Here is a 26,224-nt window from a genome sequence, read left to right as displayed (position 1 = left end):
GATGCCCGACCACGCGATCTTTGCGCTTTCTGCGGCGCTGGCGCAGGTGTTGACCAATCTCGACAATCTGGCCGCCCTTATCGCGCTGATTCTGGTGCTGGGCGCGGCCAAGGCGGTGGCAGGTTACGTGGTCGCACAGGGCATCGTGCTGGCGGGTGCTATGGCTGTGGCCTTGGGGATGAGCGGCACCGTGCCCGGCTGGACCGGCTATCTGGGGGTGATTCCGCTAGGATTGGGGCTTGTCGGGCTCTGGCGACAGTTTTCCGGCGGTGGGGCCGGGAAGGGGGCCTCACTGTCCTCGGGCGCTTCGCTGTTGGTGACGACGCTTCTGTTCCTGAGCCTGTCAATGGACAGTTTCGTGGTCATGGCGCCGCTGCTGGCGGATTCACTGCCGAGTTACCGGATCGCCGGGGTGATCGGCGCGGCGCTGGCCGTGCTAGGTTTGGGGGTATTGGCTTTGGTTGTTGGATCGCGGGCGGCGGGACCGGTAGAGGGATGGACCCGGCGCCTGGAAAAGCTGGGTCCGTTTGTGATGTTGCTGGTCGGGTTTTACATTCTGAGCGATTCCGGTACCGACATGGTGCCGTGAGCGCTTTCCCCCTCACCCCGGCCCTCTCCCCCGAGGGGAGAGGGGGCGACGGGTGGCTGGGTCCGCGCCTCAGTATCCGCGCCAGATCCAGCCACCGCCATAGATGCGGCTGCCGCCGGTTTCGTAGAACACGCAAGCCTGTCCGGGTGAGATGCCTTCCTCGGGCGTCAGCAGGTCCACCTCGGCGGCGGTCTTGGACAGGGGCCTTAGGATTGCATCACGCGGGGGGCGTGTCGAGCGAACCTTGACCGACAGGTGCCATTCGTCGCGGCTGGTGAAGGGTTCGTCCCCCAGCCAGTTGACCTCACGCACCGGCACGGTGCGGGTGGCCAGCAACTCCTTGGGTCCGACCACGACCTGTTTGGCGTCCACGTCGAGTTTCACCACGTAGAGCGGCTCGCTGAGACCGCCGATACCCAGACCGCGGCGCTGGCCGATCGTATAGTGGATGACGCCATGATGCGTGCCCAGCACCCGGCCATCGGCATGCACGATCTCGCCGGGTTCGGCAGCGCCGGGGCGCAGCTTTTCGATCACGCTGGCATAGTTGCCGTTGGGCACGAAACAGATGTCCTGACTGTCGGGCTTATCGGCCACCGCGAGCCCATACTGCGCCGCCATCTCGCGGGTGGCGTCCTTCGACGGCAGATGGCCCAGCGGAAAGCGCAGGTAGTCGAGCTGCTCTGGCGTGGTCGAGAACAGGAAATAGGACTGGTCGCGGTTGGCGTCCTCGGCACAGTGCAGTTCCGCCCCGTTTGGCCCCATTTTGCGCTGGATGTAATGGCCGGTCGCCATGCAGTCGGCCTCAAGATCCTTGGCGGTTTCCAGCAGGTCCTTGAATTTCACCCGTTCGTTGCAGCGGATACAGGGCACCGGCGTGGCGCCCGCCAGATAGCTGTCGGCGAACTCGTCGATCACCGCATCCTTGAAGATGTTCTCATAGTCCAGAACGTAGTGGGGAAAGCCGCGTTCCTCGGCCACGCGGCGGGCGTCGTGAATGTCGATCCCGGCGCAGCAGGCGCCCTTTTTGGCCAGCGCCGCACCATGGTCGTAAAGCTGCAGCGTCACGCCAACCACGTCATATCCCTGATCGGCCAGATAGGCGGCCACGACCGAGCTGTCGACGCCGCCCGACATGGCAACGACAACCCGCGTTTCGGCGGGCCGCTTGGCAAAGCCAAGCGAGTTCAGCGGGGTGTCGGCATCAAGGGCCATGGCAGCGGTTCCGATCAGGGTTAAGGAAGACCGGCAGAATATAGGAAAATCCTAGACACTCTCAAGGGGCGGTTTCATCTGCCATTAAGTAGGCTGGGACAGAGTCGCTTTGCCACGAGAGAAGGGACAAATGATGTTTTTGCGCAAGGTTGAAGGCCCCCGATCGGTAACCCTGCCGGATGGATCGATCCTGACACGTGCTGATTTGCCGCCTGAGAATACACAACGCTGGGTTGCATCTCGAAAGGTCACCGTGGTGCGTGGTGTTCTCTACGGCCTGCTTTCATTGTCCGAGGCGAAAGAGAGATATGGCTTAAGCGAAGAAGAGTTCAATAGTTGGGTATCCGCCGTCGCCGAACACGGTGAAGACGCGTTAAAGGTGACTGCAATAAAAAAATATCGACAACTTTAGGTTGATACTCCATAAACCAATTATCGGTAACGTCGGATTAACTATTATTGTTCAGGCTCAATTCGAAATCGAAACTATTCCTGAGGCGGAGAATTAATATGCGCATACTACTTGTCGAGGATGATCCAACCACGTCCAAGAGCATCGAACTGATGCTGACCCATGCCAACCTGAACGTCTACGCGACCGATTTGGGCGAGGAAGGGATCGACCTGGCAAAGCTGTATGACTACGACCTGATCCTGCTGGATCTGAACCTGCCGGACATGAACGGGCATGAAGTTCTGCGCCAGCTGCGGATGTCGCGGGTCGAGACGCCGATCCTGATCCTGTCGGGGGCGGACGATACCGAGAACAAGATCAAGGGGTTTGGCTTTGGCGCCGACGATTATCTGACCAAGCCGTTCCATCGGGAGGAGCTGGTGGCGCGCATTCACGCGATCATCCGCCGCTCGAAGGGGCATTCGCAATCCGTGATCCATACCGGCCGCGTTGCGGTCAATCTGGACGCCAAGACCGTCGATGTCGAAGGCCAGCCCGTGCATCTGACCGGCAAGGAGTACCAGATGCTTGAACTGCTGAGCCTACGCAAAGGGACGACCCTGACGAAAGAGATGTTCCTCAACCATCTTTACGGCGGCATGGACGAGCCGGAACTCAAGATCATTGACGTGTTTATCTGCAAGCTTCGCAAAAAGCTCAGCAACGCCACGGGCGGAGAAAACTATATCGAGACGGTTTGGGGCCGCGGCTATGTGCTGCGTGATCCACAGCCCGGCTCTATGGCGGAATCTCGCATGGCCGTCGGGGCCTGACCCAGAATTTTCAGCCGCCATGGGTCCAGGGCGGAGCCACCACTCGCGAAAACGACATCTGGACCTGCACATGGCCTCGCCCTATCACTGATGCCGAACTTTGAGCTTTAGGGCGGGGCCATGAACGATCTGATTGCCGTCGATGCATTGACCGAGGCGCAGGCGCGCGCGGAATTGGAGCGTCTGGCCGCGGCCTTGCTGCGCGCCAATGAGGCCTATCACGCGGCTGATGCGCCCGAGATTTCCGATGCAGACTACGACGCGCTCAAGCGTCGCAATGCCGAGATCGAGGCACAATTTCCCGATCTGAAGCGCGCCGACAGCCCGTCAGAACAGGTCGGCGCGCGTCCGGCTGAGGGGTTTGCCAAGGTCACCCACACCGTTCGCATGCTGTCTCTTGGGAATGCCTTTGACGATGAGGATGTGGCGGATTTCGACCGCTCGATTCGCAAATACCTGGGTCTTCCGGATGCGGCCCCTCTGGCCTATACGGCCGAGCCCAAGATTGATGGGTTGTCCCTGTCGCTGCGCTATGAAAACGGTGCGCTGGCGCAAGCGGCTACGCGGGGCGATGGCGAGGTGGGTGAGAATGTCACCGCCAATGCCCGTACCATCGCCGACATCCCGCAGAAGATCGAAGGTGCGCCAGAGGTGCTGGAGGTGCGCGGCGAGGTCTATATGTCCCACGCGGATTTTGAAGCGCTGAACGCAAGGCAGGCCGAGACCGGTGGCAAGTTGTTCGCCAATCCGCGTAACGCGGCGGCGGGGTCCTTGCGGCAGCTCGATTCGGAAATAACCCGCGCCCGCCCGCTGCGCTTTTTTGCGTATTCCTGGGGCCAGGTTTCAGCGCCACTGGCCGAGACGCAGATGGCGGCCATCGAACGGCTGCAGGCGTTCGGTTTCCAGACCAACCCGCTCACCCTTCGTTGCGCCTCGCCACAAGAGATGATCGCCCACTATCGCGATATCGAGGCGCAACGCGCCACGCTGGGCTATGATATCGACGGCGTGGTCTACAAGGTCGATGACCTGACATTGCAGGGCCGCCTCGGGTTCCGCTCGACCACGCCGCGTTGGGCAGTTGCCCACAAATTCCCCGCGGAGTTGGCTTGGACCCGGCTGGAGGCGATCGACATTCAAGTGGGCCGCACCGGTGCCCTTAGCCCCGTGGCGCGGCTGGCGCCGGTGACGGTTGGCGGGGTCGTGGTCTCGAATGCCACGCTGCACAACGAGGATTATATCGCCGGTCGGGATGCCAAGGGCGGCGAGATCCGGGGCGGCAAGGATATCCGCGTGGGCGATTGGGTGCAGGTTTATCGCGCTGGTGATGTGATCCCGAAAGTGGCCGATGTGGACCTGTCGAAGCGGCCCGAAGATGCTGCACCTTACGCTTTTCCCGCGCGATGCCCCGAGTGCGATAGTGCCGCGATCCGGGAAGAGGGCGACGCCGTGCGCCGGTGTACCGGTGGTCTGATCTGCCCGGCGCAGGCGGTTGAAAAGCTGAAGCATTTCGTCTCACGCAAGGCGTTCGACATCGAAGGGCTGGGGGCAAAGCAGATCGAGATGTTTCATGCCGATGAGGTTCTGCCGATCAACACTCCGGCAGACATCTTCACCTTGCGGGAACGCGATGCGCAGAACCTGGCCAAGCTGAAGAACCGAGACGGGTGGGGCGACACTTCGACCAGCAATCTGTTTGCCGCCATCGAGGAAAAGCGGACGATCCCACTGGCACGGCTGATCTTTGCCCTCGGCATTCGCCACGTGGGCGAGGTGGGCGCGCGGGACCTTGCGCTGCACTACCGCGACTGGGACGCCATGGCCAATGCCGTCGACGCGGCTCGCCCGGCAGCGCTGGCACATCGCGCCGCCGACGAGGCGGAAGAGGCCGAGCGGATGGCGGCGGCAGGCGAAGGGCGGCGCGCGAAAATCAAGGAGGCGCGCGATGCCGCCACGGCCGCCTGCGATGTGCCGGAAATGGCTAGCAGCGCATGGGCCGACCTGACCGGCATCGACGGCATCGGCGCGACGCTGGGCCTGTCCCTGTCGGACGCCTTTGCCAATGCCGAGGAACGCGCCGCGTTCGACGCCCTACGCGCGCATCTGATCATCGTACCGCCCGAGGCTCCGGCAGCGGAAAGCCCGGTTGCGGGCAAGACGGTGGTCTTTACCGGCACGCTGGAAAAGATGACCCGGGCCGAGGCCAAAGCGCGGGCCGAGGCGCTGGGGGCCAAGGTCTCGGGCTCGGTCAGCAAGAAAACCGATCTGCTGGTGGCCGGGCCCGGCGCGGGCTCGAAGGCCAAGAAGGCCGCCGAGTTGGGGATCGAGACGCTGGACGAAGATAGCTGGCTGGCCCTGATCGGGGACGCATGAGCGGGCGGCCCGAACAGCTTTTCCCGCTGTTTGCGGGACTTGAGACGCTTGAGGGCGTGGGGCCAAAGACTGCGCAGCTATTGGCGCAGCTCGATATCGAATCGCCCCGGGACGTTCTGTTCTCACTGCCCTACGCGGTGGTCGACCGCCGCCGCCGCGACACGATACGGGGCGCCGATCTGCCTGCCACACTGACGGTCGAGGTGACGGTGGGCGCCCACCGCCCGCCACGCAACAAGGGCGGGGCGTATCGGGTCTTCGTCGAGGATGCACAGACCGACTTTCAGCTTGTGTTCTTTCACGCGCGCGGGGACTACCTGAAACGGGTGCTGCCCGAGGGCGCGCGCCGGGTGGTGTCGGGCAAGATGGAACTGTTCGACGGCATGGCCAACATGGTGCATCCCGACCATATGCTGCCGGTAGAGGAGGCGGGCGATATCCCTGAATTCGAGCCGGTTTACCACCTGACGCAGGGCGTGACGCTAAAGACAGCCTACAAGGCGGCGCAAAGTGCGCTGGCTCGGGCGCCGGAGTTGGCGGAGTGGATCGATCCGGCGCAACTGACCAAGGAAAACTGGCCCGCTTGGTCTGCGGCGGTTCACGCAGCCCATGCTCCGCGCGGGTTGGATGACATGCTGCCGATCGCTCCGGCGCGAGCACGGCTGGCCTATGACGAACTGTTCGCGCATCAGTTGACACTGGCGCTGGCCCGGCGGCGCGAGCGCAAGGCGCGCGGGGTGGTGAGCGTCGGCACCGGGGCCTTGCAGTCGAAGGTGCTGGCCAGTCTTCCGTACCGGCCCACCGCCGCGCAGACCCGGGCGATCGAGGAAATAGCCTCGGACATGGCCTCGGAAAGCCGGATGAACCGGCTGTTGCAGGGCGATGTGGGCGCGGGCAAGACACTGGTGGCATTCATGGCGCTGCTGGTCGCGGTCGAGGCGGGCGGGCAGGGCGTGATGATGGCACCGACGGAAATCCTCGCACGCCAGCATCTGGAGGGGCTGCGTCCACTGGCCGAGGACGCGGGCGTTGTGCTGGAGATTCTGACAGGCCGCGACAAGGGCGCCGAGCGCCGCGCCAAGCTAGAGGCACTGAAGCGCGGCGATATTCAGGTGCTGGTCGGCACCCATGCTGTGTTTCAAAGTGATGTGGAGTTCCGCGATCTGCGTCTGGCCATTGTCGATGAACAGCATCGGTTCGGTGTGCGCCAGCGGATGGAACTGGCGGAAAAAGGCATGGGCGCGGACGTGCTGGTGATGACCGCCACGCCGATCCCCCGCAGTCTGGCGCTGGCGCAATATGGCGATATGGACGTGTCGGTGCTGGATGAGAAGCCGCCCGGGCGCAAGCCGATCAAGACGGCGGTGATTGGCACGCAGCGGATGGACGACGTGGTTGCACATCTGCGCGCGGCGATTGACGAAGGGCGGCAGTGTTATTGGGTCTGCCCGCTGGTGGACGAATCCGAAGTCAGCAATCTGACCGCGGCCGAAGAGCGGTTCAAACGCCTGCGCGCGGTATTGGGCGAGGGGGTCGTTGGGCTGGTTCATGGCCAGATGCCGCCGCCCGAAAAGGACGCGGCGATGGCAGCGTTTCAGGCAGGCGAGACCAAGGTGCTAGTCGCGACCACAGTGATCGAGGTTGGGTTGAATGTGCCCAACGCTACGATCATGGTGATCGAACGGGCCGAGATCTTTGGGCTGGCGCAATTGCATCAGCTACGCGGCCGGGTAGGGCGGGGCGAGGCCGAATCCACCTGTCTGCTGATGTATCAGCCACCGCTCAGCGAGGGCGCGCGCCGCAGGCTGGAGGTGCTGCGCGAGACCGAAGATGGGTTTCGCATCTCCGAAACCGATCTTGAAATGCGCGGCGCAGGCGATCTGATCGGCACGGCGCAGTCGGGCCTGCCGAAATTCCGAATCGCCGATCTGGAGCGGCAGGCCGGGTTGATGGCGGTGGCGCAATCGGATGCCCGCGCGCTTCTGGCGGCGGACCCGGAACTGACCTCGGAGAGAGGCCAGGCGGCGCGTGTTCTTCTGTGGTTGATGAAACAGGATCAGGCGATTCGGCTGATTTCTGTGGGGTGAGCCTGTGGCCTAGGCGGGCAGCCAAATTCTTCCAGCCGCTGATCAAAAAAAGCTCATTGAGAACTGAGATGACCGTCGAGTACCAGCCCGGAATAAAGGCACGTAGTGTCGCCGGGCAGCGGGTGCCGTTGTCGCGCCATTGGTGCGGGCGCCGTTGGCGACACCGGCCCCATTGGCGGGCGTATGTGGACATCTGTGACCTGCATTGATGTCTGCTATGACGGCACAATCAACCGCAGACCATTGAGGGCGGGAGTGCCCACCCGCGTTCGGACTCCGCTCTGTGCTTGAGAAGTGGTCGGGGTCGAAAATCAGCTCCTTCCGGATCTCGGTACGTCTTGCCAAACGTGCCTCGAAAAGTTGCGTTGGATTTCAAGGGGTTGGCAATTGAAGTCTCCGTAAGTTCACAAATGTTCTTAAAAAGTTCTTTACAGACTCACTCAAAAATGAGAACAAAAGGTCAACAAAGGCTTAAAGACCTGACCCGGAGGAGTGACATGCTGACTCAGATCAAGACCGCGCTGAGCCGTTCTCAGACCACGCTGCTGCAGGATGCTGCGGGGGCGGCGTCGCTGGCGGTGATGCTGATGGTCGCACTGCACTTGCCCGGAGGGTTCTGACCGAATCTGCCTGCGATCTCGTGCCGGTGAACCCGCATCTACCGTCCCCATCTGATGTAAGGGTGACCTGCCTGTCCCATGCCCTTGAAGAGCCGTGCCTCGGCCCTGCGTGGTGATCCGGAGCCCACACGAGACCCGCAATGCCTGCCGCCGCCCTCTCCGCCCGGGAGGTGCGGCGGCTTTTTAATTGGAAGACGGTGTGAGGATCAGGCGCAGTCGGCCTGTTCGGCCTGCTCCATCGCCTCGGCAGTGGCCTCAAGCGCCAGCATGATCGAGGCGTGGCGGTTCTTGTAGTCACGGGCGGGGATCAGCACCTCAAGCTCGTCGAACGGGGCCTCGGGCGCGGGGCCGTCCTGTTTCAGCATCGCCTTGAGCTGATCGCGCGCGGTTTCCACTTGGGCCCGGTTCGCGCCGATGATGGCATCGCCCACGACTGAGGCCGACGCCTGACCCAGAGCGCAGGCTTTCACGTCCTGACCGAAATCGGTGATCCGGCCATCCGCCACCTTCACGTCCACCGTGACGGTCGAGCCGCAAAGCGGCGAGCGTTTCTTGACCGTGGCATGAGGGACTTCGAGCCGGTCGAGATGCGGGATATCCGCCGCCAGCGCCAGGATGCGGGCGGAATAGAGTTTGATCAGATCGGTCTCGCCGGACATGGCTTTCCCTCGTTGACTGTTCCCCATACATAGTGGGCGAACCCGGGGATGCAAAAGGTTTTTACCCATGTCTTCAAACACGACTTTCAACCCGTCATCGCTGACCTATAACGCGGCCGGGCTGATCCCGGCGATTGCCCAGGACGAGGGTTCGGGCGAGGTGCTGATGATGGCCTGGATGAATGCCGAAGCTGTGGCGCGGACGCTGGAGACGGGGCGGGTGACCTATTGGTCGCGCTCGCGGCAGGCGTTCTGGGTCAAGGGCGAAAGCTCGGGCCATGTGCAGGAGCTGGTGGATTTCCGCTTCGACTGCGACCGGGATTGCCTGCTGGTTCTGGTGCGGCAGATCGGGCCGGCCTGTCACACCAACCGGCGGAGCTGTTTTTATACGGCGGTGCGCGATGGGGGCGAGGTCGAGCTGATGACACCCGAGGGGTGAATGGCCCGTGCCGGGCCATGCCTTCGGCGAGAGTATTTTTGAAAAGATGAAGTGGAGTCAGAGCCCGACCATGGTGCGGATGTCCTGGGGCGTGGCGCCGTCTTGACGATATTTTGCGATAGCGCGGGCGTCGTCGCGTTTGGCCAGACGTTTGCCCGCTTCGTCGCGGATCAGGCGGTGGTGGTGATAGGTGGGGGTGGGTAGGTCCAGCAGGGCTTGCAGCAAAACGTGGATCTGGGTGGCGTCGAACAGGTCGGCGCCGCGGATCACCTGGGTGATCTGCTGGTCGGCATCGTCGACCACGACGGACAGGTGGTAGGAACTACCCATGTTGCGGCGCACGAGGATGATGTCACCGACCGCGTGGATCAAGGCGTCGGGGTCGAGACGGTGGGCGCCTGTGCGCGTGGGGCCGGTTTCGGTGAAGCTGCGCGGGGGCAGGGCCGCCAGCGCCTTGGCCATGTCGAGGCGGAGGACGTCCGTTGCGCCTGCCTCGGACAGGGGGCGATTGCGGCAGGTGCCGGAATAGATGCGGCCGTCGGGGCCGAATTGCGGAACGCCTTCCTGCGGGGCTCCGGCGGCGGCCTCGATATCGGCGCGGTTGCACCGGCAGGGATAGACGAGGCCCATGGTCCGGAGCCGTTCCAGTGTTTGTACATAACGCGGCAGCCGGTCGGATTGGCGCAGCACCGGTTCGGGCCAGTCGAGGCCCAGCCAGCGGAGATCGTCGTAGATCTGCGTCTCCCATTGAGGGCGGGCGCGAGACTGGTCGACATCCTCGATGCGCAGCAGGAAGGTCCCGCCCACCGCACGTGCCATGTCATGGGCCAGCAGCGCCGAATAGGCGTGGCCGAGATGCAGAGGACCGGTTGGGGATGGCGCAAAGCGAGTGGTGAAAGTCACATTTTCTCAACGATATAAACGTCAGATTTCAAGTCCATACCGGGCAGATGTGGGCCGTACTCTTTGAAGAGAAGACGCGCCGCTCCCATGTCCAGCCAATCGTTCAGGCGGCCCGAATAGGACGGGTCGGCCAGCGCGTGATCGTTGAAGGAGAACGCCAGCAATCCGCCCTTGGGTAGCGCCTTCATCAGCAGGTCGAAGGTCTGCGGTGGGGCAGCGCCGACGCCAATGACGCCGATGGCAGTGATTGCCTTGTAGGCGCCCTGTTCCAGCGGGTCGGGATCGGTGATCTCGAAGCTGGAGAGGTTGCGGTAGACCCCCTTGGCGCGGGCGCCTTCGAGCATCTGAGGCGTGGGATCGACGCCGTCAATCACCTCAAACCCGGCCCGGCGCAGGGCGAGGCCGGACAGGCCGGTGCCGCAGCCATAGTCTAGAATGGGGGTCTGTGGTTCGGGCAGTTTCGACCAGAGCGCCTCGGCCACCCGGCCCGGGGTGGCATAGCCGTGTTCACCCACCTCATCGTCATAGGAGGCGGCCCATTTCTCGTAATGGGCCTTGGTCTCTTCGGGGCTGTCGAGGCTGTAGGTGTCTTTCAGGAATTTCTCGCTCATATCCCCATGTTAGGCGCGGGGCCGCAGCCTCGTCCAGTCAGGAATGCGCGAGCCAGTCGGTCCAGGCCGCCTTGGCGCGGTCGGTATAGGCCTTGTAGCGATCCTTGCGGCCCCGGCGCCCGCCTTTCAGCCCCTCAACCGGGCGGAACAGGCCAAAATTGACGTTCATCGGCTGGAAGGTTTTGGCCTCGGCGCCGCCGGTGATGTGGTGGATCAGTGCGCCCATGGCGCTGTCCTGCGGTACCTCCGGCAAGGGCCGCCCGAGGATTTCGGCGGCGGCCATGCGGCCCGCCAGCAGGCCCATGGCGGAGCTTTCCACATAGCCCTCGACACCGGTGATCTGCCCGGCAAAACGGATATGAGGCCGCGATTTCAGCCGCATCTGTGCGTCCAGCAAGGTGGGCGAGTTGATGAAGGTGTTGCGGTGAATGCCGCCCAGACGGGCAAATCCGGCATTCTCCAACCCCGGGATCATGCGAAATACCTCTGTCTGCGCGCCATATTTCATCTTGGTCTGAAAGCCCACGATGTTGAACAGCGTTCCCAGCGCGTTGTCGCGGCGCAGTTGCACCACCGCATGGGCCTTTTCCTGCGGTTTGTGCGGGTTGGTCAGGCCCACCGGTTTCATCGGCCCATGGCGCAGGGTTTCGCGGCCACGTTCGGCCATTACCTCGATGGGCAGGCAGCCGTCGAAATAGCCGGCGGTCTCGCCCTCGCGGAACTCGGTCTTGTCGGCGGCGAGCAGCGCGTCGATGAAGGCCTCGTATTGATCGCGGTTCATCGGGCAGTTGAGATAGGCGGTGCGCTCTTCCTCGGTCTCGCCCTTGTCGTAGCGCGACTGCATCCAGGCCTGGCTCATGTCGATCGTGTCGGCGTAGACGATGGGGGCGATGGCGTCGAAAAAGGCCAGCGATTCGGCGCCGGTTTCGGTGCGGATCGCGTCACCCAGCGCAGGCGAGGTCAGGGGGCCGGTGGCAAAGATCCAGTGGCCGTCAGCGGGCAGGTCGGTGACCTCTTCGCCTGTAACGCTCACGCGCGGATGGGCGCGCAGTTTGGCTGTGACGGTTTCGGCAAAGGGCTCGCGGTCCACGGCCAGCGCGCCACCTGCGGGCAGGCGGTGGGCATCGGCGGTGGTCATGATCAGGCCGTTTGCCGCCCGCATCTCCCAATGCAGCAGGCCAACCGCGTTCTGCTCGTCATCATCCGAGCGGAAGGAGTTCGAGCACACCATCTCACCCAGATTGCCGGTCTGGTGTGCGAAGGTTCCCACCTTGGGACGCATCTCGTGGATCACCACGTCCACGCCCATTTCGGCGGCCTGCCAGGCGGCTTCGGAGCCGGCCATGCCGCCGCCAACGATATGCAATGTCTCGGTCATGAGCAGCCACTTAAGGCAGGGGTGGACCATGCGCAACGCCCAAGCGTGATGTGCTGCCGGAAGGCGGTCGTATGTGTGGAAATCTTGGGGTCGCCGCTGCGGGGATGTCTATACCGGTGAGAGAGACCGGTCAGGAGGGACCTTCCGCCCACGGCGACCCAAAAGTAAGTAAACGGCATAAGCCTTGCCAAATCCTTGCCACAGTGTTGCCGTTTTGAAAAGCGCTAAATGAACACAATCTCGGAATTATGTTGAAACAATTGCGTTACTGGCGCCAATCCGGGTCTCTTTTCTCAATAAATGCGGCAATTCCCTCTTCGGTGTCGCGGTACAGCATATTTTCGACCATTACGTCCCGGGTATAGGAATAGGCCTGATCCAGCGGCATCTGCATCTGTTGGTAAAAGGCCTGTTTGCCGATCTTCACCGCCGCGCCCAGCTTGGCGGCAAGCGTGTCGGCAAGCGCCCGGGTTTCGGCCTCCAGCGCCTCGGGCGTCACGATCCGGTTCACCAGCCCTAGTTCTTCGGCGCGTGTGGCGGGAAAGAACTGGCCGGTGGTCAGCATCTCGAACGCATGTTTGCGCGGGATGTTGCGGCTGAGCGCCACCATGGGAGTCGAGCAGAAGAGGCCGATATTCACTCCGTTGACCCCGAACCGTGTGCCCTCGGCAGCCACCGCCAGATCGCAGGAGGCGACCAACTGGCACCCGGCGGCGGTGGCGATACCGTGGACTTGCGCGATCACTGGTTGCGGCAGCGATTGGATCGACATCATCATCCGCGCGCAGCGGTCGAAGAGGTCCTGAAAATAGGCCTTGCCACCATCCTCGGCCTGGCGCCCGGCGGTCATCTGTTTCAGATCATGACCCGCGCAGAACGCCTTGCCCGCCCCTGACAGGATCACTGCACGGACCGAGCGGTCGTCCTTCAGCGCATCAAATTCCGCCTGCAGCGCCGCAAGCATCTCGTCGCTGAGCGCATTCAGCCGCTCGGGCGCGTTCATCTGCAGATGGGCTACTGCGCCCGTGTCGTGACGTTCCAGAATTGCCATCTTGCCCTCCCCGCGAGACTCGGGGCAACTCTAGGGGCAAGCGGCGAGGAGGGAAAGCATGGCGCTGGCGATGGGTAAGGAGGAACTGGCGGAGTACATGGCGACAGTGTTCCCGCAGGTGCGCGAGGATTTTGCCATCGATGAGCTGACCGAGGACAGCGTGACCATGCGCCTGCTGACCGCCGAACGGCATCTGCGTCCGGGCGGCACCATCTCGGGGCCGTCGATGTTCGCGCTGGCCGATGTCTGCGTCTATGCCATGGTGCTGGCCCGTTTGGGCCGTCAGGCGCTGGCGGTGACCACAAGCTGTTCGATGGATTTCATACGCAAGCCGGACGGATCGGCGCAGATGGTGGCGCAGTGCCGGTTGCTCAAGCTGGGCAAGTCGCTGGCCGTGGGCGATATACTGATGTTCTCGGAGGGCTCGGACAAGCCGGTGGCCCGCGCCACGATGACCTATTCGATTCCACCTGCGGGCTCGGCCGCAGCGGCGGCCGGGTAAAAAAGGCCGGGGTCAGACCCCGGCCCAGGAAGAGGTCCCTATGAAAGGGACTGGGGATTGCTCTTAAAGCTGCCAGAACCGGCGGCGCGCCTCGTGGCGGGCCTGGCCTCGGGTCAGGCCGACATCCGCAAGCAAATGATCGTCAAGGCGGCTCAGGTTGACCCGGGTTCTGCGGCGTTGCTCCCATGTCGTGACGGTGGCTGCGAAGCGTACCGCCAATGCCGCGATCAGCGGCAGCCGGGGGCTGGCGTTCAGCAGCATAAGGGAGCGGGCAGGCATCGCGCGTGTCATGACTGGATTCCTTTCAATTGTATTGACACAATTCGTATCGTCCTGATACAAGTGTTTGATACATTCCGAATTGTGTCGAAATCAAAGGAAAGATTGTAATGGGTACAATTTGGCCCGAGGAACTGCCCCAAGCGAAGGGTCCGAAATACAAGGTGGTTGCCGACACGATCCGGACCGCAGTTGAAAACAAGAGCCTGGAGGTCGGTGCCAAGCTGCCACCTGTGCGCGAACTGGCCTATCGGCTGGGCATCACCCCCGGCACCGTGGCGCGGGCCTATACGATCCTGACGGATGAGGGGCTGTTGCAGGCCGAGGTGGGGCGGGGCACCTTCGTGGCGCCGCCCAAATCTCCGATCCTCGATGATGTCTGGTCGCGCCAGTTGCACCTGCTGGAGGCCCGGGATCCGAACCATGTCAGCCTGTTCAGCCCTCGGCTGGCGGATGTGGGGCAGGTGGCGCTGATCCGCGAATGCCTGCAGAAGGTGGCGCAGGCCGATCCGTGGCTGTTTCTCAACTACCCGACCCGCGATGCCTATCTGCCGGTGCGGCAGGCGGTGGTGGACTGGCTCTCGGACCTGCCGCTGGGGAAATTGGACCCGGACGATGTGGTGCTGACCCATGGCGGCCAGAATGGGTTGTGCGTGGTGTTTCAGGCGATCCTAAGGGGGCCAAAGCCCGTGGTTCTGGTCGAGGATCTGTCCTACGCCGGGTTCCGTCGGGCTGGCGAGTTGATGCGCGCCGAGGTGGTGGGGGTCAAGATGGACAAATGGGGCCTCAGCGCCGAGGCGCTCGAACATGTCCTGCGTCAGACCCGTGCGCAGGCCATCTGCGTCTCGCCCGAAGTGCAGAACCCCACCGGCTGCCACATGCCGCTGGAGCGCCGCAAGGAAATCGTCGAGGTGGCGAAGAAACACGATCTGCAGATCATCGAGGACGACTGTTATCGCATGGGCGACGCTCGTGCACCCAGCTTCCGAGCGCTGGCGCCAGACCGGGGCTGGCATGTGTCGTCGATCTCAAAGACCTTGACCCCAGCACTGCGCGTCGGCTTTGCACTGCCGCCCGTGGGGCGGGGGGCGGATCTGCGGCGCGCCGCGGAATATGGGTATTTCGGTCTGGCGCAACCGCTGGCGGCGCTGGTGCAACTGGTGCTCAGCGACCCGCGTGCCAAGGACCTGGCAGGCGCGGTACGCAAGCGCATGGCGGATTATGTGCGGGTGACGGTCAATGTGCTGGGCGGGTTCGATCTGGTCTGGGATTCCGAGATCCCCTTTGTCTGGCTGCGGCTGCCCTCGGGCTGGCGCGCCTCGGCCTTCAGCCGGGCGGCGGAACGCGAAGGCGTGCAGGTGCGCTCGGCCGATGAGTTTGCTCTGCGCGACGGCCGCGCGCCCAACGCGGTGCGCATCGCCATGAATGGCCATGTGCCGCTGTCGGACTTCGAGGCGGCGATGCAGCGGCTGCGCGCATTGCTGGACAACCCGCCGGAACAGATCAGTGTGTAAGCGGTTTTGTGGGGTAAAATAATACCTATTTTATAAGGCATTGAAATTGCTTATGTAAAACAGATTTAGTGCGCTTGACCTGCGCGCAACTCCCCCATAAAACCCATCCATCGAATTCGGACCGGCCCGATTGGGTCGGTCTTTCACATCAAACAGGACTATCCTGCCATGAAAACCTTTTCTGCAACACCTGCAGACATCGACAAGAAATGGATCCTGATCGACGCAGAAGGCGTTGTTCTGGGCCGTCTTGCTTCGATCGTCGCCATGCGCCTGCGTGGCAAGCACAAAGCGTCGTTCACCCCGAACATGGACATGGGCGACAACGTCATCGTGATCAACGCTGACAAAATCCAGATGACCGGCAAGAAGCGCGAAGAGAACTTCTACTGGCACACTGGTCACCCGGGCGGCATCAAGTCGCGCACCAAGCAGCAGATCCTCGAGGGTGCACACCCCGAGCGCGTCGTGACCCAGGCGGTCAAGCGCATGTTGCCGGGTAACCGTCTGGCGCGCCAGCAGATGACCAACCTGCGCGTATACGCCGGTGCCGAGCATCCCCATGAGGCGCAAGCGCCCGAAGTTCTGGATGTTGCATCCATGAACAAGAAAAACACCCGGAGCTAATGACCGATGGCTGATCAGATCAATACTCTCGAAGAGCTGAGCGCCGTCGCAGGCGTTGAAACCGTGGCCGAAGAAGTCATCGTGCGTGAACCCGTACGTGACGAACTGGGTCGTTCCTACGCCACCGGCAAGCGTAAAGACGCTGTTGCGCGCGTTTGGATCAAGCCGGGTTCTGGCAAGGTCACCGTGAACGGCAAAGATCAGGACAAGTATTTTGCACGTCCCGTTTTGCAGCTGATCCTGCGCCAGCCGTTCCAGGTTGCTGGTGTCGAAGGTGAATTCGACGTTGTTGCAACCGTCAAGGGCGGTGGCCTGACCGGTCAGGCCGGTGCGGTCAAGCACGGCATCTCGAAAGCGCTGCAACTCTATGATCCCAACCTGCGTGGCGCGCTGAAAGCCGCTGGCTTCCTGACCCGCGACAGCCGCGTTGTGGAACGTAAGAAATACGGTAAGCGCAAAGCCCGCCGTTCGTTCCAGTTCTCGAAGCGCTAAATCGCTCTGGACACAATCCAAAGTTGGGCCACGAGGTTTCTCGTGGCCTTTCTTTTGCGAATGGGTAAATCTCCGCTGTGCGGACATAGCCGCCGGTAGACGGGTGGAAATGGGTAGAGTGCGAGCCTTTTACATCAATATGGACCGGGATACTGACCGGTTGGAACATATGCAGGAGCAGTCCCGGATTACCGGTCTGGAATTCTGCCGTGTTCCGGCAGTGGCGGCGGCCCAGCTCGATCTGGCGCAGGTCGCCCAGTATCAACCGCATCGGTACCGCCATAGCCGTTGGCATCTGCGCCCGTTGGAGGTCGCCGTCTTTCTCAGCCACCGCCAGGCTTGGGAAAAGATCATCGAAAGCGGAGAACCCTTTGCCATTGTCATGGAGGATGATCTGGTCTTCGCACCGGATTTCGCGTCAAAGATTGCTTCGCTTGTCGAGGGGGATGTTCCGTTCGATCTTGTGCGGCTCTGCACGTTCATCCAGCATCGAACCATGGGGCCTCTCTGCAGGGTAGATTCTTCGGTCCACCTGCGCCGCATCCTTCAGGAAATGGGTGATGCAGGGTGTTATCTGGTGTCGCGGCAGGCCTGCCTGCAGCTGCTGGCGCAGTCGCAGTCGTTTTGCGACCATCTGGACGATTTTGTTTTTTCACCAGAGCGCGGGCTGCAGATCTACCAACTCGATCCACCGGTGGCAGGACAGGTCATCCACGACGCGGATCTGATGGCGGCCTGGAAGGCGCAGGGAAAGCTGGTCAGCGTGCGCGAGGCCGATGATCGCCGGTCCAAGGACAAGGGGCCCGCCCTGTATCGGTTGAAAAAGGAACTGAAACGCGCGCTGCGCGAGTTGCGGCTGTCAGTGCACAGGCGATTTCTTTCGGCGCAGACGATCAGTCTTGCGGACATAAAAGCTCCGAGCGCCGATCGTAGTGATCAGAACTTGCGCCAGGGTTGAAGGCCTCTTTTTACGGTCTTGAGTAAGGAATGCCTTGCGGCCGAGCGCAGCGTTGGCGAGGCCTCGGGCGACTTCAGAACAGCCAGCAGCAGACGCGCGGGCAGGTGGCCGCGAAGGTAGAACTTGCTGTATTCTTCCGGCGTGTAGCGGACTGATGGAGCAACTTCAGCAAAGAACTGCGCCCAGATGTTTCCGTGGTCTTGGGACACTTTGTCGATCTCGGCGGAGACACCCCGGCTCCAGTAAAGCGAAATCGGAAAGTCCAGTTTCAGGCCGTGCACGGATTTCCTTGTCAGCATTTTCAGCATCATGTCGTAATCGCCCGAAATCGGGAACGCCATGTCATGACCGCCGAGTTCCAGGAACAGCGACCGGCGCAGGAACAACGAGTTGTGCCCGAACGGCATGCGCTGCAGGATCGCGTTGAGATTGGTTTTGGTGATTTCCTTGCGCTGTCCCCGGTAATCCTCGTGAACCAACGTGCCATAGGCGAAATCAGGGTTTTGATCTGCCAAGATGGTCGCGGCGCGTTCCAACACATCGGGCGCGGCAAGTGAATCGTCCGAATTGAGAAACAACAAGTATTCACCGCGCGCGTTTTTGGCGCCATTGTTCATGCCTTCAAACAGGTTGCGGTCCGGCTGGCTGAAAACATGAGTGTTGCGTGCACCCTCCGTTGCCGAAGCAATCAGGGACGCGGTGCCGTCCGTTGAGGCGCCATCCTGAATGACATGTTCGAATGTATCGCCAGTCTGATCCTGAACGCATTTCACAGCCCGCAAAAAGCTCTCGCGGCGTCCGGCTTCGATCAGATTGTACGTGGCGGTGATGATAGAGATCACCGGTTTGTCTTTGTTTGCCTCGAAAGGTGAATGGGGCAAGGTCAATGAGGAACTCCGCCAATCGGATGTTTTTGACGCGGGCGCGTGGGCGATCGTCTGCTTTGCATCCTCTAACCAAGACCGAAGGTGGAGACCAGACCTTGAAATGCCACCCCGACTCTGAGGCGTTAGTCCGGCTCGATCAAACCCAGCCCGCGCAGGTATATGCCGATACCGGACTCGAGCAGGTCCTCGGGCGGGAAAGGCGAGGCGGCGCCGGTGTTGCGGGCGAAAAGCTCGACCACGCCGTGGCTCATCGCCCAGATATGCGCGCTGAACATCGAGGCGGGGGGGCGTTTGTCCGGCGGGATGTGCTCGCTGAGCGCGGCAGCGGCTTTTTCAAGCACACCCTTGGCCCGATTTGCGGCGGCGGCAAGCTCGGGCGTGCGGTTGACCGAAATTCCGCTTTCGAACATCGCGATATAATGGCCGGGATGCTTGCGGGCAAAGGCCAGATAGGCGCGGCCGGTCGCCTCGAATGCTGCGAGCGCCGAGGGTTGGCCCTTGTCATGGGCGAATTGCATCAGGTCCGCGAACATCTCGAAGCCCTGCCGGGCGGCTTCGGCAATCAGGTCTTCGCGGCCGTGAAAATGGCGATAGACCGCGGCGGGGGTCACACCTGCCTGTTTTGCCGCCTCGGACAGGGTAAAGCCGGTCGGGCCCTTTTCCTCGATCAGCCGCAGGGCGGCGTCGATGAGAGCCTGCCGTAGATTGCCGTGATGATAGCCGCGTTTAGGCATCCCAGATCTCGGGGCCTCCGCAAATGCTGTGGTCGATCTTGTCCAGCGCGTCCTTATCCTTACCGTCATAGTCAAGCCCGCTCAGCACCGTGCGGATCGCCGCAAGACGCGCGCGTTTCTTGTCGTCCGAGCGCACGATGGTCCAGGGGCAGCTTTCGGAATGGGTCCGGGTCAGGGTTTCCGAAATAGCGGCCGTGTAATCGTTCCATTTCTCAAGGCCCTTGATGTCGATGGGGCTGAGCTTCCACTGTTTGAGCGGATCGTTCTCACGCGCCAGAAACCGGCGCAATTGCTCGGCACGTCCCACGTTCAGCCATAACTTGAAAAGGTGGATGCCGTCATTGACCAGACCCTGTTCCAGAGGCTGCACCTGACGGAAGAACCGCTCGCGCTGATCATCGTCGCAGAAGCCGAACACATGCTCGACCACGCCGCGATTGTACCAGCTTCGGTCGAAGAACACGATTTCGCCCGCTGATGGCAGATGCTGCACATACCGCTGGAAATACCACTGGCTGCGCTCCGCTTCCGAGGGCTTGGCCAGCGCCACCACCCGCGCGCCACGGGGGTTGAGGTTTTCGCGGAACCGTTTGATGGTGCCGCCCTTGCCGGCGGCATCGCGCCCTTCGAACACGACCGCGACGCGTTGGCCCGAGGCTTTGACCCAGGCCAGCATCTTGACCAACTCGATCTGCAGCGCCTTCATTTCTTTCTCGTAATCCTTGCGCCGCATCTGCTCGGGATAAGGATAGGAAGAGGACAGGATTTCATCCTTGCCGGCTTTGGCGATGGCCTTGCGAATCTCGTCAGGGGCCTTGTCGTCATGGTAGGTGGCGATTGCGCCCTTTTTTGGCTTTGCCATCCGGTGCCTCTCAATGAATCCGGTGTCTTACTATGTAATGTTAATTGGATTAACGCAAACCCGCCCGCGCGGCTGCGCGGTCGATTGCGGCCGCGACATCGGGTGCGGCGACGTGCTGTGGCATATGTCCGATCCCGTCGAGCAACGTCAGCGCCGCGCCGGGGATTTGACGTGACAGATTGACCGAGTGCAGGTCTGCGTTGACGGTGTCGTCGGCGGTGCCGTGCAGGATTTCGGTGGGTACTTTGATCTCGCCATAGCGTGGTTGCAGCGCCTTGATCTCATCCAGCAGGTTCCGGCGCTGGAGCGCATTTGCGCGGAGCGAGCCGCGTCGGAGGGTCAGGCCGGAGCCAAAATGGGCGGAGTACCCTTCGGGCACCGTCTGCGGTTCGAACACCGGGCCGAGGGCCTGGGTGACATATGTGTCCGGGACAAACGCGGTGATCAGCGGCACTGCAATTGCCGAGCCCAACGGATGCGACGTCACGCGATAGAGCGGGTCCAACGGGGTGGTCCAGGGGTTTGAGGCTGCTGAGACCGGAACCAGAGCCGACAAGCTGTCAGGATGGTGCACGGCCCAGGCCAGCGCAACGGCACCCCCGTAGCTATGACCGACCAGAATGGGTGCAGAGGCCCCCAATTGATCGGCTGCGCGTTTCAGCAGGTCAGCCTGCTCGCGGATACTTTCTCCGTCCGGGTCGAAACTGTCGGAAAACCCAAGGCCAGGCCGGTCGAAGATGATGACGCGGTACCGGTCGGCCAGTGCCGGTGCCAGCGCAAAGGTCATGTCGCGCGTATTGCCGTTGGACCCATGGATCAGCACTACATCCGGGCCGCTGCCGATGACGAGCGCATGAACCTGCGTCCCGTCCACATCCAGAAGCTGCCCGACCGGCGGAAATGCGGCCTCGGCCCGCGCCTCATGCCGGGCCGCCCGCCACAGGACAACGCCCCAGAACAGGGCCACCAAAATCAGAAGGATGATGGCAATGCGCATCACCCGTCCTCAAGCCCGCAGGTCGGTCACGTCCACCCCGATCCGGCTGATGTCGTAGGGGGTCGTTTCGTAGATTTCACTGATCCAGTTGCCGTAAAGCAGATGCGCGTGGCTGCGCCAGCGGTTCTGCGGCGGTTGTGACGGATCATCATCAGGATAGTAGTTCATCGGCACGTTGATCGGTGTTCCGTTGGCCACGTCCCGGTCATACTCCTGTTTCAGCGTGTCGCTGTCATATTCGAAGTGGTTGAAGATATAGAGCGCGCGATGGCCTCGATCCTCGACCAGACAGGGGCCGACCTCGTCACTGCCCAGCAGGGTGCGCAGGCCGGGGGCGGCGTTGATCTCGTTTTGCTTCATCTCGGTCCAGCGGCTGACGGGGATCACGCAATCGTCCGAAAACCCGCGCAAAAATGGCGAGGCCGCGGCGAGGTTCTGATGCCGGAAACAGCCGAACGCCTTGGCATCCAGCATGTGTTTCTTCACCCCGTGGAAATGGTTGATCATCGCCATCCCACCCCAGCAGACCCCGAAGGTGGAATGCACGTTGGTCTGGGTCCAGTCGAAAACCTCACTGATCTCGTCCCAATAAGTGACGTCACCGAACTCCAGATGCTCGATCGGGGCGCCGGTGATGATCAGGCCGTCGAACTTCTCGTCCTTGACCTCCTGAAAGGGGCGGTAAAACTCGGCCATGTGCTCGGCGGCTGTGTTTTTGGTGCGATGCTCGGACATGCGGATGAGGTTCAGCTCGATCTGCAGCGGCGTGGCCCCGATCAGACGCGCGAACTGGTTCTCGGTCTGGATCTTCTTGGGCATCAGATTGAGCAGCCCGATGCGCAGCGGGCGGATGTCCTGCCGGGCGGCCTGATCTTCAGACATGACCATGACGCCCTCGCGGGTGAGGACGTCATAGGCGGGCAGGTCGGCGGGGATCTTGATGGGCATCGGCTTGGACTGTTTATCGTTGTGAATGAAATCAGGAAACTAGGGGCGGTTGGCGCGGGCCTCAAGGGTGCGCTCGATCAACTCATCGAAATCGTTGGTATCGCGCACCACGCCGATCTCGTCGGCGGTGATGGTGAGCCCCCAGTTCCGCGCCATCGCTTCATACCGCGGCTGGCGGTGGGCCAGCGCCTGGGCGTAGGTCCAGCGGATGAAGGCGTTGGGGTCGACCTGATCGCCCGAGCAGCCCTGTTCGGACAGGTACGCATCCCAGACGCGGGTCAGGAATTCGGGCTGATAGGACATCGGTTTCGGCGCTCGGTCGAAGCGGCGCACCAGTTCCTCGGTATGGGCCGCATCGCCCTTGATCCAGATCATCAGCGTCTGTTTTGACAACTCGCTCAGCAGCGGGTCCTTGACATCTTCGGGATCGACCCACTCGCAGATTGAGCCGCCGGTGTCGCAGATGAAATGTGGATAGCCATAAAGCCGCTGTGCGCGGTCGATGAAGTAATCGGTGTCAAGCAGGGCGTGAATCTCGGCCATGCGGAACTGCTCCTGCCGGCGGCGGTATTCCTCGATCTCAAGCCCACCCAGCGCCGGGTTGCCCGGTTTGCCCAGATACGCGGCTACCGGCGTGAGGTTATCGAACGAAATGTTCGAGCCGATATAGATCGAATCCGACATCAGCAGGTCGCGCAGAAACGGCACTTTCATCGCCTCGGCCTTCGCGTTGTCGGTAATGTATTCGCCCATGTAGCGGGTGCCGATGCGGTAATCGATCGAATAGTGAAACCAATCGCCGGAATCGCGCAGGGTGTTCGACAAATAGGTCTTGCCCAGCCCTGACATGCCAAAGAACAGCACCTTTTTGCGTGCCGCGTTGCGCCAGTCGCTTGCCGAGCCGTAGATCATGTCCCACCGTCATCCTGTTTTTGCCCTTGCTAATGGGCGGGGCAGGCGGGGTCAATCGCGGCGGCGCCCCGTTCCGTTCAGGATCATCAGGCCAAGGGCCAGAAGGGCGAAACCCGCGAATGCGTTCGGGCTTAGCGCTTCATCCCGGACCCATGCGCCCAGCAGGATCGCCACGGGCGGGATCAGCAGGGTAACCAGCATCAGGTTGCCGCTGCCCGCCATGGCCAGCACCCGGTAATAGAGCAGATAGGCACCGGCGGTGGCGATCAGCGAATAATAAGCTATGGCAATCCAGGTCTCGGGCTGCAGGTCGAGGGATGGCGCCCCGTCGATCAGCAGGGCCAGCGGTAACGCGATGAGGGTTGACCCGGTCAGCATACCCGCCGCTGCCACCTGTGGCGGCAGATGCGACAGTTTGAGGCGCGCCCAGGCGCCGGCCAGAGCGTAAGAAACAGTGCCGCCCAGAATGGCCAGTTGCGCGATGCTGCGCAGATCGAAGCTGACAAAGTTGCTGAGCCCGATGGCGGTTGCCACGCCGAAGAAACCGAGCCCAACACCGATGGCACGGCGCGGCGTCAGTCGCTCGTCTGGAAAGACTATTGCCGCCACGATCACCCCGAAGATCGCGGTGGCGGCATTCAGGATCGAGGTCAGCCCGGTCTCGATATAGAGCTGGCCCCAGGCCATCAGACCGAAGGGAATGGCGTTGTTGAGCAATCCCATTACCAGAAACGCGCCCCAGATGCGCGGCTCGCGGGGCACGGGGAGGCGGGCGGCGAAAACCACAAGCCACAGCAATAGCATGGCCCAGAAGGTACGGTGCAATACCGATGTGATCACCGGAACTTCGTCCAATGCTACCCGGATCGCCAGAAAGGAGGCGCCCCAGATGGTGCCCAGCAGGATCAATTCGGCCCACGCGCGTGGGGACAGTGATTTTTGTGTATTCATGATGTTGGGCTAGCTGGTTGGGTAAAGGATGGCGATCCGAATCTTGCGCTATTGCACTTTGCAAGTTACCTGAATCGCCTAAAGGTGCCTGACGCCAAAGCTTTCAAAGCATTGGGCGATTCTGACTGTGCGAAGCCATTTGCGAAGTGTTGAAACGAAAACACCCCGCGGCAAGCGCGGGGTGTTATCTTGTGATTGCGGGTGTTGGATCAGAAGTAGAACCCGACTCTCAACCCGAAGCTGACAGCGTCGTTGTCGGTGAATTCGGCCCGCGCAACGTCCGGTGTGCCGGTTTCGGCAAAGGCATCGCCCAGATCGGTGTACCGCACGCCACCCGAAACTTTCATGTTGCCCTGGGTGTATTGCAGACCCAAAGACACGCTTTTGAAGCCGTTGGTCGGCGACAGCGGAGAGACCAGATCGTCGCTGCTGGGGTCTTCATAACCGAAGCTGATCGAGCCTGACCAATTTTCGTTGAACCGCCGCCCGACGCCGAGATTGAAGGTCACCGTGTCCTCGATATCGATAAGTTCGACACTCGGCAGCGCGCCAATCGGGGTCGTTTCAAGGCTGGTGACGCTGTGATCTGCCCAGCGGATGCTGCCGAACAGCAGGGTGTCCTGTGCAATGCCGGTCTGGAAATCCAGATTGACCGACTGCGGTGTCGTGGTTTCCTTGCTGCCCTGAAGTGCAAAGCCAGGCGCGCTGGTCAGGGTCTCGGTCGAGGCGAAATTGTGATCGATTTCGGACTGATATGTCAGCGCGACCCGCAGAGCGATATCCGGGATTTCATAGGCACCACCGATCAGCCATCCAACGCCACCGTCGCGATCAACATTGATCTCATAGCCGCTGAAGGGACCATACGCGGCGCCGCTCAGCCGGATTCGACCATCGATCTGCTGATAACGGAGGCCACCGTGGACACTCCAGTTTTCATTGAATGCATAGCGCAGGATGCCGGTTATCGTGTCAGAATCGGCGAACGCTTCGGTCCCGCCAAGCAGAACCGAACCAGGGGTCGTGAAATCTGCGTCGGCTGCCGGATAGCTGACATCCGATCCCCACGGCTGGTCGTAGATGACCGAGAAGGACAGCTGCTCGTTGAACTGATATTTCACACCGGCGGCAACCTGATTGAAGGACTGCGCGATGTTGCCCGAGGGTGTGCCAGCCGGGTTGAGAGTTGTCAGGTCTGTGCCGGTCACATCCGGATTCGCGTGGCCGATGGAAAACTCGGCATAGTTGCCCTCTTCAAAGATGATGCCGATCGGCTGACCGGTCCGGTCCAGACCGCCCGCGGCCGCGGCAGTCGCGCTGAGTGCAAGCGCTGATACTCCGCCTGTAAGAAAACGCATGTAATCCCTCCCTATAGTTGTTGCGGCAACTTTCTTGGTCCTGTTGTGCGTCGCCGGGTGCGTTTTGATGCCAAGAACTGTGCGGAGGGCCGCGTCAGTAATCAAGCCGTGACCAGACGTCACATGGGTTGAGTCGGTGAAGTGTTGCGTTCAGGCAAGATTCGTACGGTCTCAGTGTAAATATTCAGGTAATTTCCGGCAAGAATCACGAAAGCGCCGACGAAAACCCAAAGATCAAGTGGTTCGTGATAGATCAGCATCCCCAGAACCGCGATGGTGGGCAGGCGCACAAAGTCGATTGGGACCACAACCGTTGCGGGAGCAATAGCCAGCGCATTTGTGATGCAGAAATGCGCCAGAAGCCCCGCCAACCCGACAAGGATCAGATAGGGGGCCGTCTGCATACTCGGTAAGGTGATCTGACCATCAAATCCCGAGGCCACAAGCCCGAGAACCGCCTGCATCACCGTCAGCCAGAACATGATGCAGCCGATGCTTGCGGTTTGCGTGAGCCTCTTGGTGGAAATCGTTGTAAGTGCGAAGAAAATGGCCGACGCGGCGGCGGTCGCAACACCCAGGCTGATCGGGGTGGTGCCGGGGCGAGCCACGATCAGAATACCGATGAAACCGATGATTGCGGCTATCACCCGAACCGGGGTCATCCGCTCTCCCAAAAGCAGGGGGGACAACACGATCACCCAGAGCGGCTGGGTGAATTCCAGCGCAAAGACTTGCGCCAGCGGAATGGCAGTGACGGCGTAGAACCACAGGTTCTGACCTGTGAAATGCACCGCATTCCGCAACGCGTGCAGGCCAAGGTTGCGGGTTGAGACCTGCGCCCATTTGTTGGTGGCGGTCAGAACCAGCGAGACGATCAAGATACCCACGAAACTGCGGTACATCATGATCTCGAACGTGTCGTGAACCGCGCTCAGCTCTCGCCCCGCGATCGCCATCGAGGAAAAGGACGCAATCGCGCCTGTCATCCACAGCGCGGCCCTGCCGATCTGAACCTTGTCCTGTTGCATCGCGAACTCCCGCGGGAACGAGG

28 protein-coding genes are annotated in these 26,224 nt (G+C 61.7%); 12 read left to right on the top strand and 16 right to left on the bottom strand.

Translation table 11 applies throughout. From position 1 onward, the window contains the following. Window position 1 precedes the first annotated feature (1 nt). Entirely contained in the window at window positions 2–589 is a 588-nt protein-coding gene (locus AB3N21_RS17290) for a hypothetical protein (RefSeq protein WP_367936387.1), read from the top strand. Window positions 590–658: 69 nt separating this feature from the next. Here the strand turns inward: AB3N21_RS17290 and mnmA are convergent, their stop codons facing one another. Further along, a complete protein-coding gene (gene mnmA, locus AB3N21_RS17285; protein WP_367936386.1) occupies window positions 659–1,804 on the bottom strand; it encodes a tRNA 2-thiouridine(34) synthase MnmA in 1,146 nt (381 codons plus the stop codon). Between the two features lie 133 nt (window positions 1,805–1,937). Between mnmA and AB3N21_RS17280 the strand changes: the two genes are divergently transcribed. From AB3N21_RS17280 to AB3N21_RS17260, 5 genes are all read left to right on the top strand, one after another. Further along, on the top strand, window positions 1,938–2,216 hold the full coding sequence (locus tag AB3N21_RS17280; RefSeq protein ID WP_367936461.1) for a DUF1153 domain-containing protein: 279 nt from the start codon (window positions 1,938–1,940) through the stop codon (window positions 2,214–2,216). Window positions 2,217–2,314: 98 nt separating this feature from the next. Continuing rightward, window positions 2,315–3,031 (top strand): response regulator transcription factor CtrA, encoded by a 717-nt coding sequence (gene ctrA / locus AB3N21_RS17275; protein WP_171176270.1) that lies wholly within the window; start codon window positions 2,315–2,317, stop codon window positions 3,029–3,031. A gap of 120 nt (window positions 3,032–3,151) precedes the next feature. Next, window positions 3,152–5,404 (top strand): NAD-dependent DNA ligase LigA, encoded by a 2,253-nt coding sequence (gene ligA, locus AB3N21_RS17270; RefSeq protein ID WP_367936385.1) that lies wholly within the window; start codon window positions 3,152–3,154, stop codon window positions 5,402–5,404. Continuing rightward, a complete protein-coding gene (recG, locus tag AB3N21_RS17265; RefSeq protein WP_367936384.1) occupies window positions 5,401–7,491 on the top strand; it encodes an ATP-dependent DNA helicase RecG in 2,091 nt (696 codons plus the stop codon). Before ligA ends, recG begins: the two co-directional genes overlap by 4 nt. Before the next feature lie 497 nt (window positions 7,492–7,988). After that, entirely contained in the window at window positions 7,989–8,111 is a 123-nt protein-coding gene (locus tag AB3N21_RS17260) for a hypothetical protein (protein WP_256415868.1), read from the top strand. A 206-nt stretch (window positions 8,112–8,317) separates the two neighbouring features. Here the strand turns inward: AB3N21_RS17260 and AB3N21_RS17255 are convergent, their stop codons facing one another. Continuing rightward, window positions 8,318–8,770, bottom strand: a complete 453-nt coding sequence (locus AB3N21_RS17255) for an iron-sulfur cluster assembly scaffold protein (RefSeq protein WP_367936383.1) — start codon at window positions 8,768–8,770, stop codon at window positions 8,318–8,320. Window positions 8,771–8,837: 67 nt separating this feature from the next. Here AB3N21_RS17255 and hisI point away from each other — a divergent pair, with 67 nt between their 5' ends. Then, window positions 8,838–9,209 carry a phosphoribosyl-AMP cyclohydrolase gene (hisI, locus tag AB3N21_RS17250; RefSeq protein ID WP_367936382.1) on the top strand — a complete coding sequence of 124 codons (372 nt, stop codon included), beginning with the start codon at window positions 8,838–8,840 and terminating at the stop codon, window positions 9,207–9,209. A 57-nt stretch (window positions 9,210–9,266) separates the two neighbouring features. Here hisI and gluQRS read toward each other — a convergent pair whose 3' ends face one another. The 4 genes from gluQRS to AB3N21_RS17230 all read right to left on the bottom strand — a co-directional run bounded on the left by gluQRS (window position 9,267) and on the right by AB3N21_RS17230 (window position 13,152). Beyond that, window positions 9,267–10,112 (bottom strand): tRNA glutamyl-Q(34) synthetase GluQRS, encoded by an 846-nt coding sequence (gene gluQRS / locus AB3N21_RS17245; protein ID WP_367936381.1) that lies wholly within the window; start codon window positions 10,110–10,112, stop codon window positions 9,267–9,269. Beyond that, a complete protein-coding gene (locus AB3N21_RS17240) occupies window positions 10,109–10,723 on the bottom strand; it encodes a class I SAM-dependent methyltransferase (protein ID WP_171176288.1) in 615 nt (204 codons plus the stop codon). Before AB3N21_RS17240 ends, gluQRS begins: the two co-directional genes overlap by 4 nt. 37 nt (window positions 10,724–10,760) lie before the next feature. Beyond that, window positions 10,761–12,101: a methylenetetrahydrofolate--tRNA-(uracil(54)-C(5))-methyltransferase (FADH(2)-oxidizing) TrmFO gene (gene trmFO, locus AB3N21_RS17235; RefSeq protein ID WP_367936380.1), complete on the bottom strand. Its 1,341-nt coding sequence runs from the start codon at window positions 12,099–12,101 to the stop codon at window positions 10,761–10,763. A gap of 265 nt (window positions 12,102–12,366) precedes the next feature. Further along, complete coding sequence (locus AB3N21_RS17230; protein ID WP_367936379.1) at window positions 12,367–13,152, bottom strand: enoyl-CoA hydratase; 786 nt, start codon at window positions 13,150–13,152, stop codon at window positions 12,367–12,369. A gap of 58 nt (window positions 13,153–13,210) precedes the next feature. Between AB3N21_RS17230 and AB3N21_RS17225 the strand changes: the two genes are divergently transcribed. Continuing rightward, on the top strand, window positions 13,211–13,654 hold the full coding sequence (locus AB3N21_RS17225) for a PaaI family thioesterase (protein WP_367936378.1): 444 nt from the start codon (window positions 13,211–13,213) through the stop codon (window positions 13,652–13,654). 63 nt (window positions 13,655–13,717) lie between these two features. On the opposite strand, the gene AB3N21_RS17220 is transcribed toward AB3N21_RS17225, so the two are convergent. Further along, complete coding sequence (locus tag AB3N21_RS17220) at window positions 13,718–13,945, bottom strand: DUF1127 domain-containing protein (protein ID WP_367936377.1); 228 nt, start codon at window positions 13,943–13,945, stop codon at window positions 13,718–13,720. A gap of 98 nt (window positions 13,946–14,043) precedes the next feature. Between AB3N21_RS17220 and AB3N21_RS17215 the strand changes: the two genes are divergently transcribed. The 4 genes from AB3N21_RS17215 (at window position 14,044) to AB3N21_RS17200 (ending at window position 17,524) form a co-directional block, all read left to right on the top strand. Further along, complete coding sequence (locus AB3N21_RS17215) at window positions 14,044–15,447, top strand: PLP-dependent aminotransferase family protein (RefSeq protein ID WP_367936376.1); 1,404 nt, start codon at window positions 14,044–14,046, stop codon at window positions 15,445–15,447. A gap of 168 nt (window positions 15,448–15,615) precedes the next feature. After that, a complete protein-coding gene (gene rplM / locus AB3N21_RS17210) occupies window positions 15,616–16,074 on the top strand; it encodes a 50S ribosomal protein L13 (protein WP_010440027.1) in 459 nt (152 codons plus the stop codon). A 6-nt stretch (window positions 16,075–16,080) separates the two neighbouring features. Continuing rightward, window positions 16,081–16,566 carry a 30S ribosomal protein S9 gene (rpsI, locus tag AB3N21_RS17205; RefSeq protein ID WP_010440030.1) on the top strand — a complete coding sequence of 162 codons (486 nt, stop codon included), beginning with the start codon at window positions 16,081–16,083 and terminating at the stop codon, window positions 16,564–16,566. 139 nt (window positions 16,567–16,705) lie between these two features. Further along, the gene (locus tag AB3N21_RS17200; RefSeq protein ID WP_367936375.1) at window positions 16,706–17,524 is read left to right on the top strand and encodes a glycosyltransferase family 25 protein; all 819 of its coding nucleotides are present in this window, start codon (window positions 16,706–16,708) and stop codon (window positions 17,522–17,524) included. Here the strand turns inward: AB3N21_RS17200 and AB3N21_RS17195 are convergent. The 9 genes from AB3N21_RS17195 to AB3N21_RS17155 form a co-directional block, all read right to left on the bottom strand. Further along, window positions 17,503–18,366: a glycosyltransferase gene (locus AB3N21_RS17195; RefSeq protein ID WP_367936374.1), complete on the bottom strand. Its 864-nt coding sequence runs from the start codon at window positions 18,364–18,366 to the stop codon at window positions 17,503–17,505. The two genes, AB3N21_RS17200 and AB3N21_RS17195, sit on opposite strands and share 22 nt — an antisense overlap. A 167-nt stretch (window positions 18,367–18,533) precedes the next feature. Next, window positions 18,534–19,145, bottom strand: a complete 612-nt coding sequence (locus tag AB3N21_RS17190; RefSeq protein ID WP_367936373.1) for a TetR/AcrR family transcriptional regulator — start codon at window positions 19,143–19,145, stop codon at window positions 18,534–18,536. After that, window positions 19,138–20,007, bottom strand: coding sequence for a polyphosphate kinase 2 (ppk2, locus tag AB3N21_RS17185; protein ID WP_367936372.1), 870 nt, complete (start codon window positions 20,005–20,007; stop codon window positions 19,138–19,140). The genes AB3N21_RS17190 and ppk2 overlap by 8 nt, the downstream gene beginning before the upstream one ends. A gap of 49 nt (window positions 20,008–20,056) precedes the next feature. Then, window positions 20,057–21,004 (bottom strand): alpha/beta fold hydrolase, encoded by a 948-nt coding sequence (locus AB3N21_RS17180; RefSeq protein WP_367936371.1) that lies wholly within the window; start codon window positions 21,002–21,004, stop codon window positions 20,057–20,059. A gap of 9 nt (window positions 21,005–21,013) precedes the next feature. Next, window positions 21,014–21,952 carry a homoserine O-succinyltransferase gene (gene metA, locus AB3N21_RS17175; RefSeq protein WP_367936370.1) on the bottom strand — a complete coding sequence of 313 codons (939 nt, stop codon included), beginning with the start codon at window positions 21,950–21,952 and terminating at the stop codon, window positions 21,014–21,016. Between the two features lie 39 nt (window positions 21,953–21,991). Further along, window positions 21,992–22,864 carry an ATPase gene (locus AB3N21_RS17170; RefSeq protein WP_367936369.1) on the bottom strand — a complete coding sequence of 291 codons (873 nt, stop codon included), beginning with the start codon at window positions 22,862–22,864 and terminating at the stop codon, window positions 21,992–21,994. Between the two features lie 51 nt (window positions 22,865–22,915). Then, complete coding sequence (locus AB3N21_RS17165; RefSeq protein WP_367936368.1) at window positions 22,916–23,815, bottom strand: DMT family transporter; 900 nt, start codon at window positions 23,813–23,815, stop codon at window positions 22,916–22,918. Between the two features lie 209 nt (window positions 23,816–24,024). Beyond that, window positions 24,025–25,173 carry an OmpP1/FadL family transporter gene (locus tag AB3N21_RS17160; RefSeq protein WP_171176320.1) on the bottom strand — a complete coding sequence of 383 codons (1,149 nt, stop codon included), beginning with the start codon at window positions 25,171–25,173 and terminating at the stop codon, window positions 24,025–24,027. A 119-nt stretch (window positions 25,174–25,292) separates the two neighbouring features. Beyond that, window positions 25,293–26,201, bottom strand: a complete 909-nt coding sequence (locus AB3N21_RS17155; protein WP_367936367.1) for a DMT family transporter — start codon at window positions 26,199–26,201, stop codon at window positions 25,293–25,295. Between the last annotated feature and the right edge of the window lie 23 nt (window positions 26,202–26,224).

The sequence above is a fragment of the Ruegeria sp. genome (assembly GCF_040830605.1).
GTDB lineage: Bacteria > Pseudomonadota > Alphaproteobacteria > Rhodobacterales > Rhodobacteraceae > Ruegeria.
This window is presented reverse-complemented; position numbering and strand designations above follow the sequence as displayed.

What these genes read in the sequence shown, in the direction of transcription:
- AB3N21_RS17290 (WP_367936387.1), top strand. Translation starts at nt 2, where the DNA reads ATGCCCGACCACGCGATCTTTGCGCTTTCTGCGGCGCTGGCGCAGGTG.
- mnmA (WP_367936386.1), bottom strand. Translation starts at nt 1,804, where the DNA reads ATGGCCCTTGATGCCGACACCCCGCTGAACTCGCTTGGCTTTGCCAAG.
- AB3N21_RS17280 (WP_367936461.1), top strand. Translation starts at nt 1,938, where the DNA reads ATGTTTTTGCGCAAGGTTGAAGGCCCCCGATCGGTAACCCTGCCGGAT.
- ctrA (WP_171176270.1), top strand. Translation starts at nt 2,315, where the DNA reads ATGCGCATACTACTTGTCGAGGATGATCCAACCACGTCCAAGAGCATC.
- ligA (WP_367936385.1), top strand. Translation starts at nt 3,152, where the DNA reads ATGAACGATCTGATTGCCGTCGATGCATTGACCGAGGCGCAGGCGCGC.
- recG (WP_367936384.1), top strand. Translation starts at nt 5,401, where the DNA reads ATGAGCGGGCGGCCCGAACAGCTTTTCCCGCTGTTTGCGGGACTTGAG.
- AB3N21_RS17260 (WP_256415868.1), top strand. Translation starts at nt 7,989, where the DNA reads ATGCTGACTCAGATCAAGACCGCGCTGAGCCGTTCTCAGACCACGCTG.
- AB3N21_RS17255 (WP_367936383.1), bottom strand. Translation starts at nt 8,770, where the DNA reads ATGTCCGGCGAGACCGATCTGATCAAACTCTATTCCGCCCGCATCCTG.
- hisI (WP_367936382.1), top strand. Translation starts at nt 8,838, where the DNA reads ATGTCTTCAAACACGACTTTCAACCCGTCATCGCTGACCTATAACGCG.
- AB3N21_RS17240 (WP_171176288.1), bottom strand. Translation starts at nt 10,723, where the DNA reads ATGAGCGAGAAATTCCTGAAAGACACCTACAGCCTCGACAGCCCCGAA.
- trmFO (WP_367936380.1), bottom strand. Translation starts at nt 12,101, where the DNA reads ATGACCGAGACATTGCATATCGTTGGCGGCGGCATGGCCGGCTCCGAA.
- AB3N21_RS17230 (WP_367936379.1), bottom strand. Translation starts at nt 13,152, where the DNA reads ATGGCAATTCTGGAACGTCACGACACGGGCGCAGTAGCCCATCTGCAG.
- AB3N21_RS17225 (WP_367936378.1), top strand. Translation starts at nt 13,211, where the DNA reads ATGGCGCTGGCGATGGGTAAGGAGGAACTGGCGGAGTACATGGCGACA.
- AB3N21_RS17220 (WP_367936377.1), bottom strand. Translation starts at nt 13,945, where the DNA reads ATGACACGCGCGATGCCTGCCCGCTCCCTTATGCTGCTGAACGCCAGC.
- AB3N21_RS17215 (WP_367936376.1), top strand. Translation starts at nt 14,044, where the DNA reads ATGGGTACAATTTGGCCCGAGGAACTGCCCCAAGCGAAGGGTCCGAAA.
- rplM (WP_010440027.1), top strand. Translation starts at nt 15,616, where the DNA reads ATGAAAACCTTTTCTGCAACACCTGCAGACATCGACAAGAAATGGATC.
- rpsI (WP_010440030.1), top strand. Translation starts at nt 16,081, where the DNA reads ATGGCTGATCAGATCAATACTCTCGAAGAGCTGAGCGCCGTCGCAGGC.
- AB3N21_RS17200 (WP_367936375.1), top strand. Translation starts at nt 16,706, where the DNA reads ATGGACCGGGATACTGACCGGTTGGAACATATGCAGGAGCAGTCCCGG.
- AB3N21_RS17190 (WP_367936373.1), bottom strand. Translation starts at nt 19,145, where the DNA reads ATGCCTAAACGCGGCTATCATCACGGCAATCTACGGCAGGCTCTCATC.
- ppk2 (WP_367936372.1), bottom strand. Translation starts at nt 20,007, where the DNA reads ATGGCAAAGCCAAAAAAGGGCGCAATCGCCACCTACCATGACGACAAG.
- AB3N21_RS17180 (WP_367936371.1), bottom strand. Translation starts at nt 21,004, where the DNA reads ATGCGCATTGCCATCATCCTTCTGATTTTGGTGGCCCTGTTCTGGGGC.
- metA (WP_367936370.1), bottom strand. Translation starts at nt 21,952, where the DNA reads ATGCCCATCAAGATCCCCGCCGACCTGCCCGCCTATGACGTCCTCACC.
- AB3N21_RS17170 (WP_367936369.1), bottom strand. Translation starts at nt 22,864, where the DNA reads ATGATCTACGGCTCGGCAAGCGACTGGCGCAACGCGGCACGCAAAAAG.
- AB3N21_RS17165 (WP_367936368.1), bottom strand. Translation starts at nt 23,815, where the DNA reads ATGAATACACAAAAATCACTGTCCCCACGCGCGTGGGCCGAATTGATC.
- AB3N21_RS17160 (WP_171176320.1), bottom strand. Translation starts at nt 25,173, where the DNA reads ATGCGTTTTCTTACAGGCGGAGTATCAGCGCTTGCACTCAGCGCGACT.
- AB3N21_RS17155 (WP_367936367.1), bottom strand. Translation starts at nt 26,201, where the DNA reads ATGCAACAGGACAAGGTTCAGATCGGCAGGGCCGCGCTGTGGATGACA.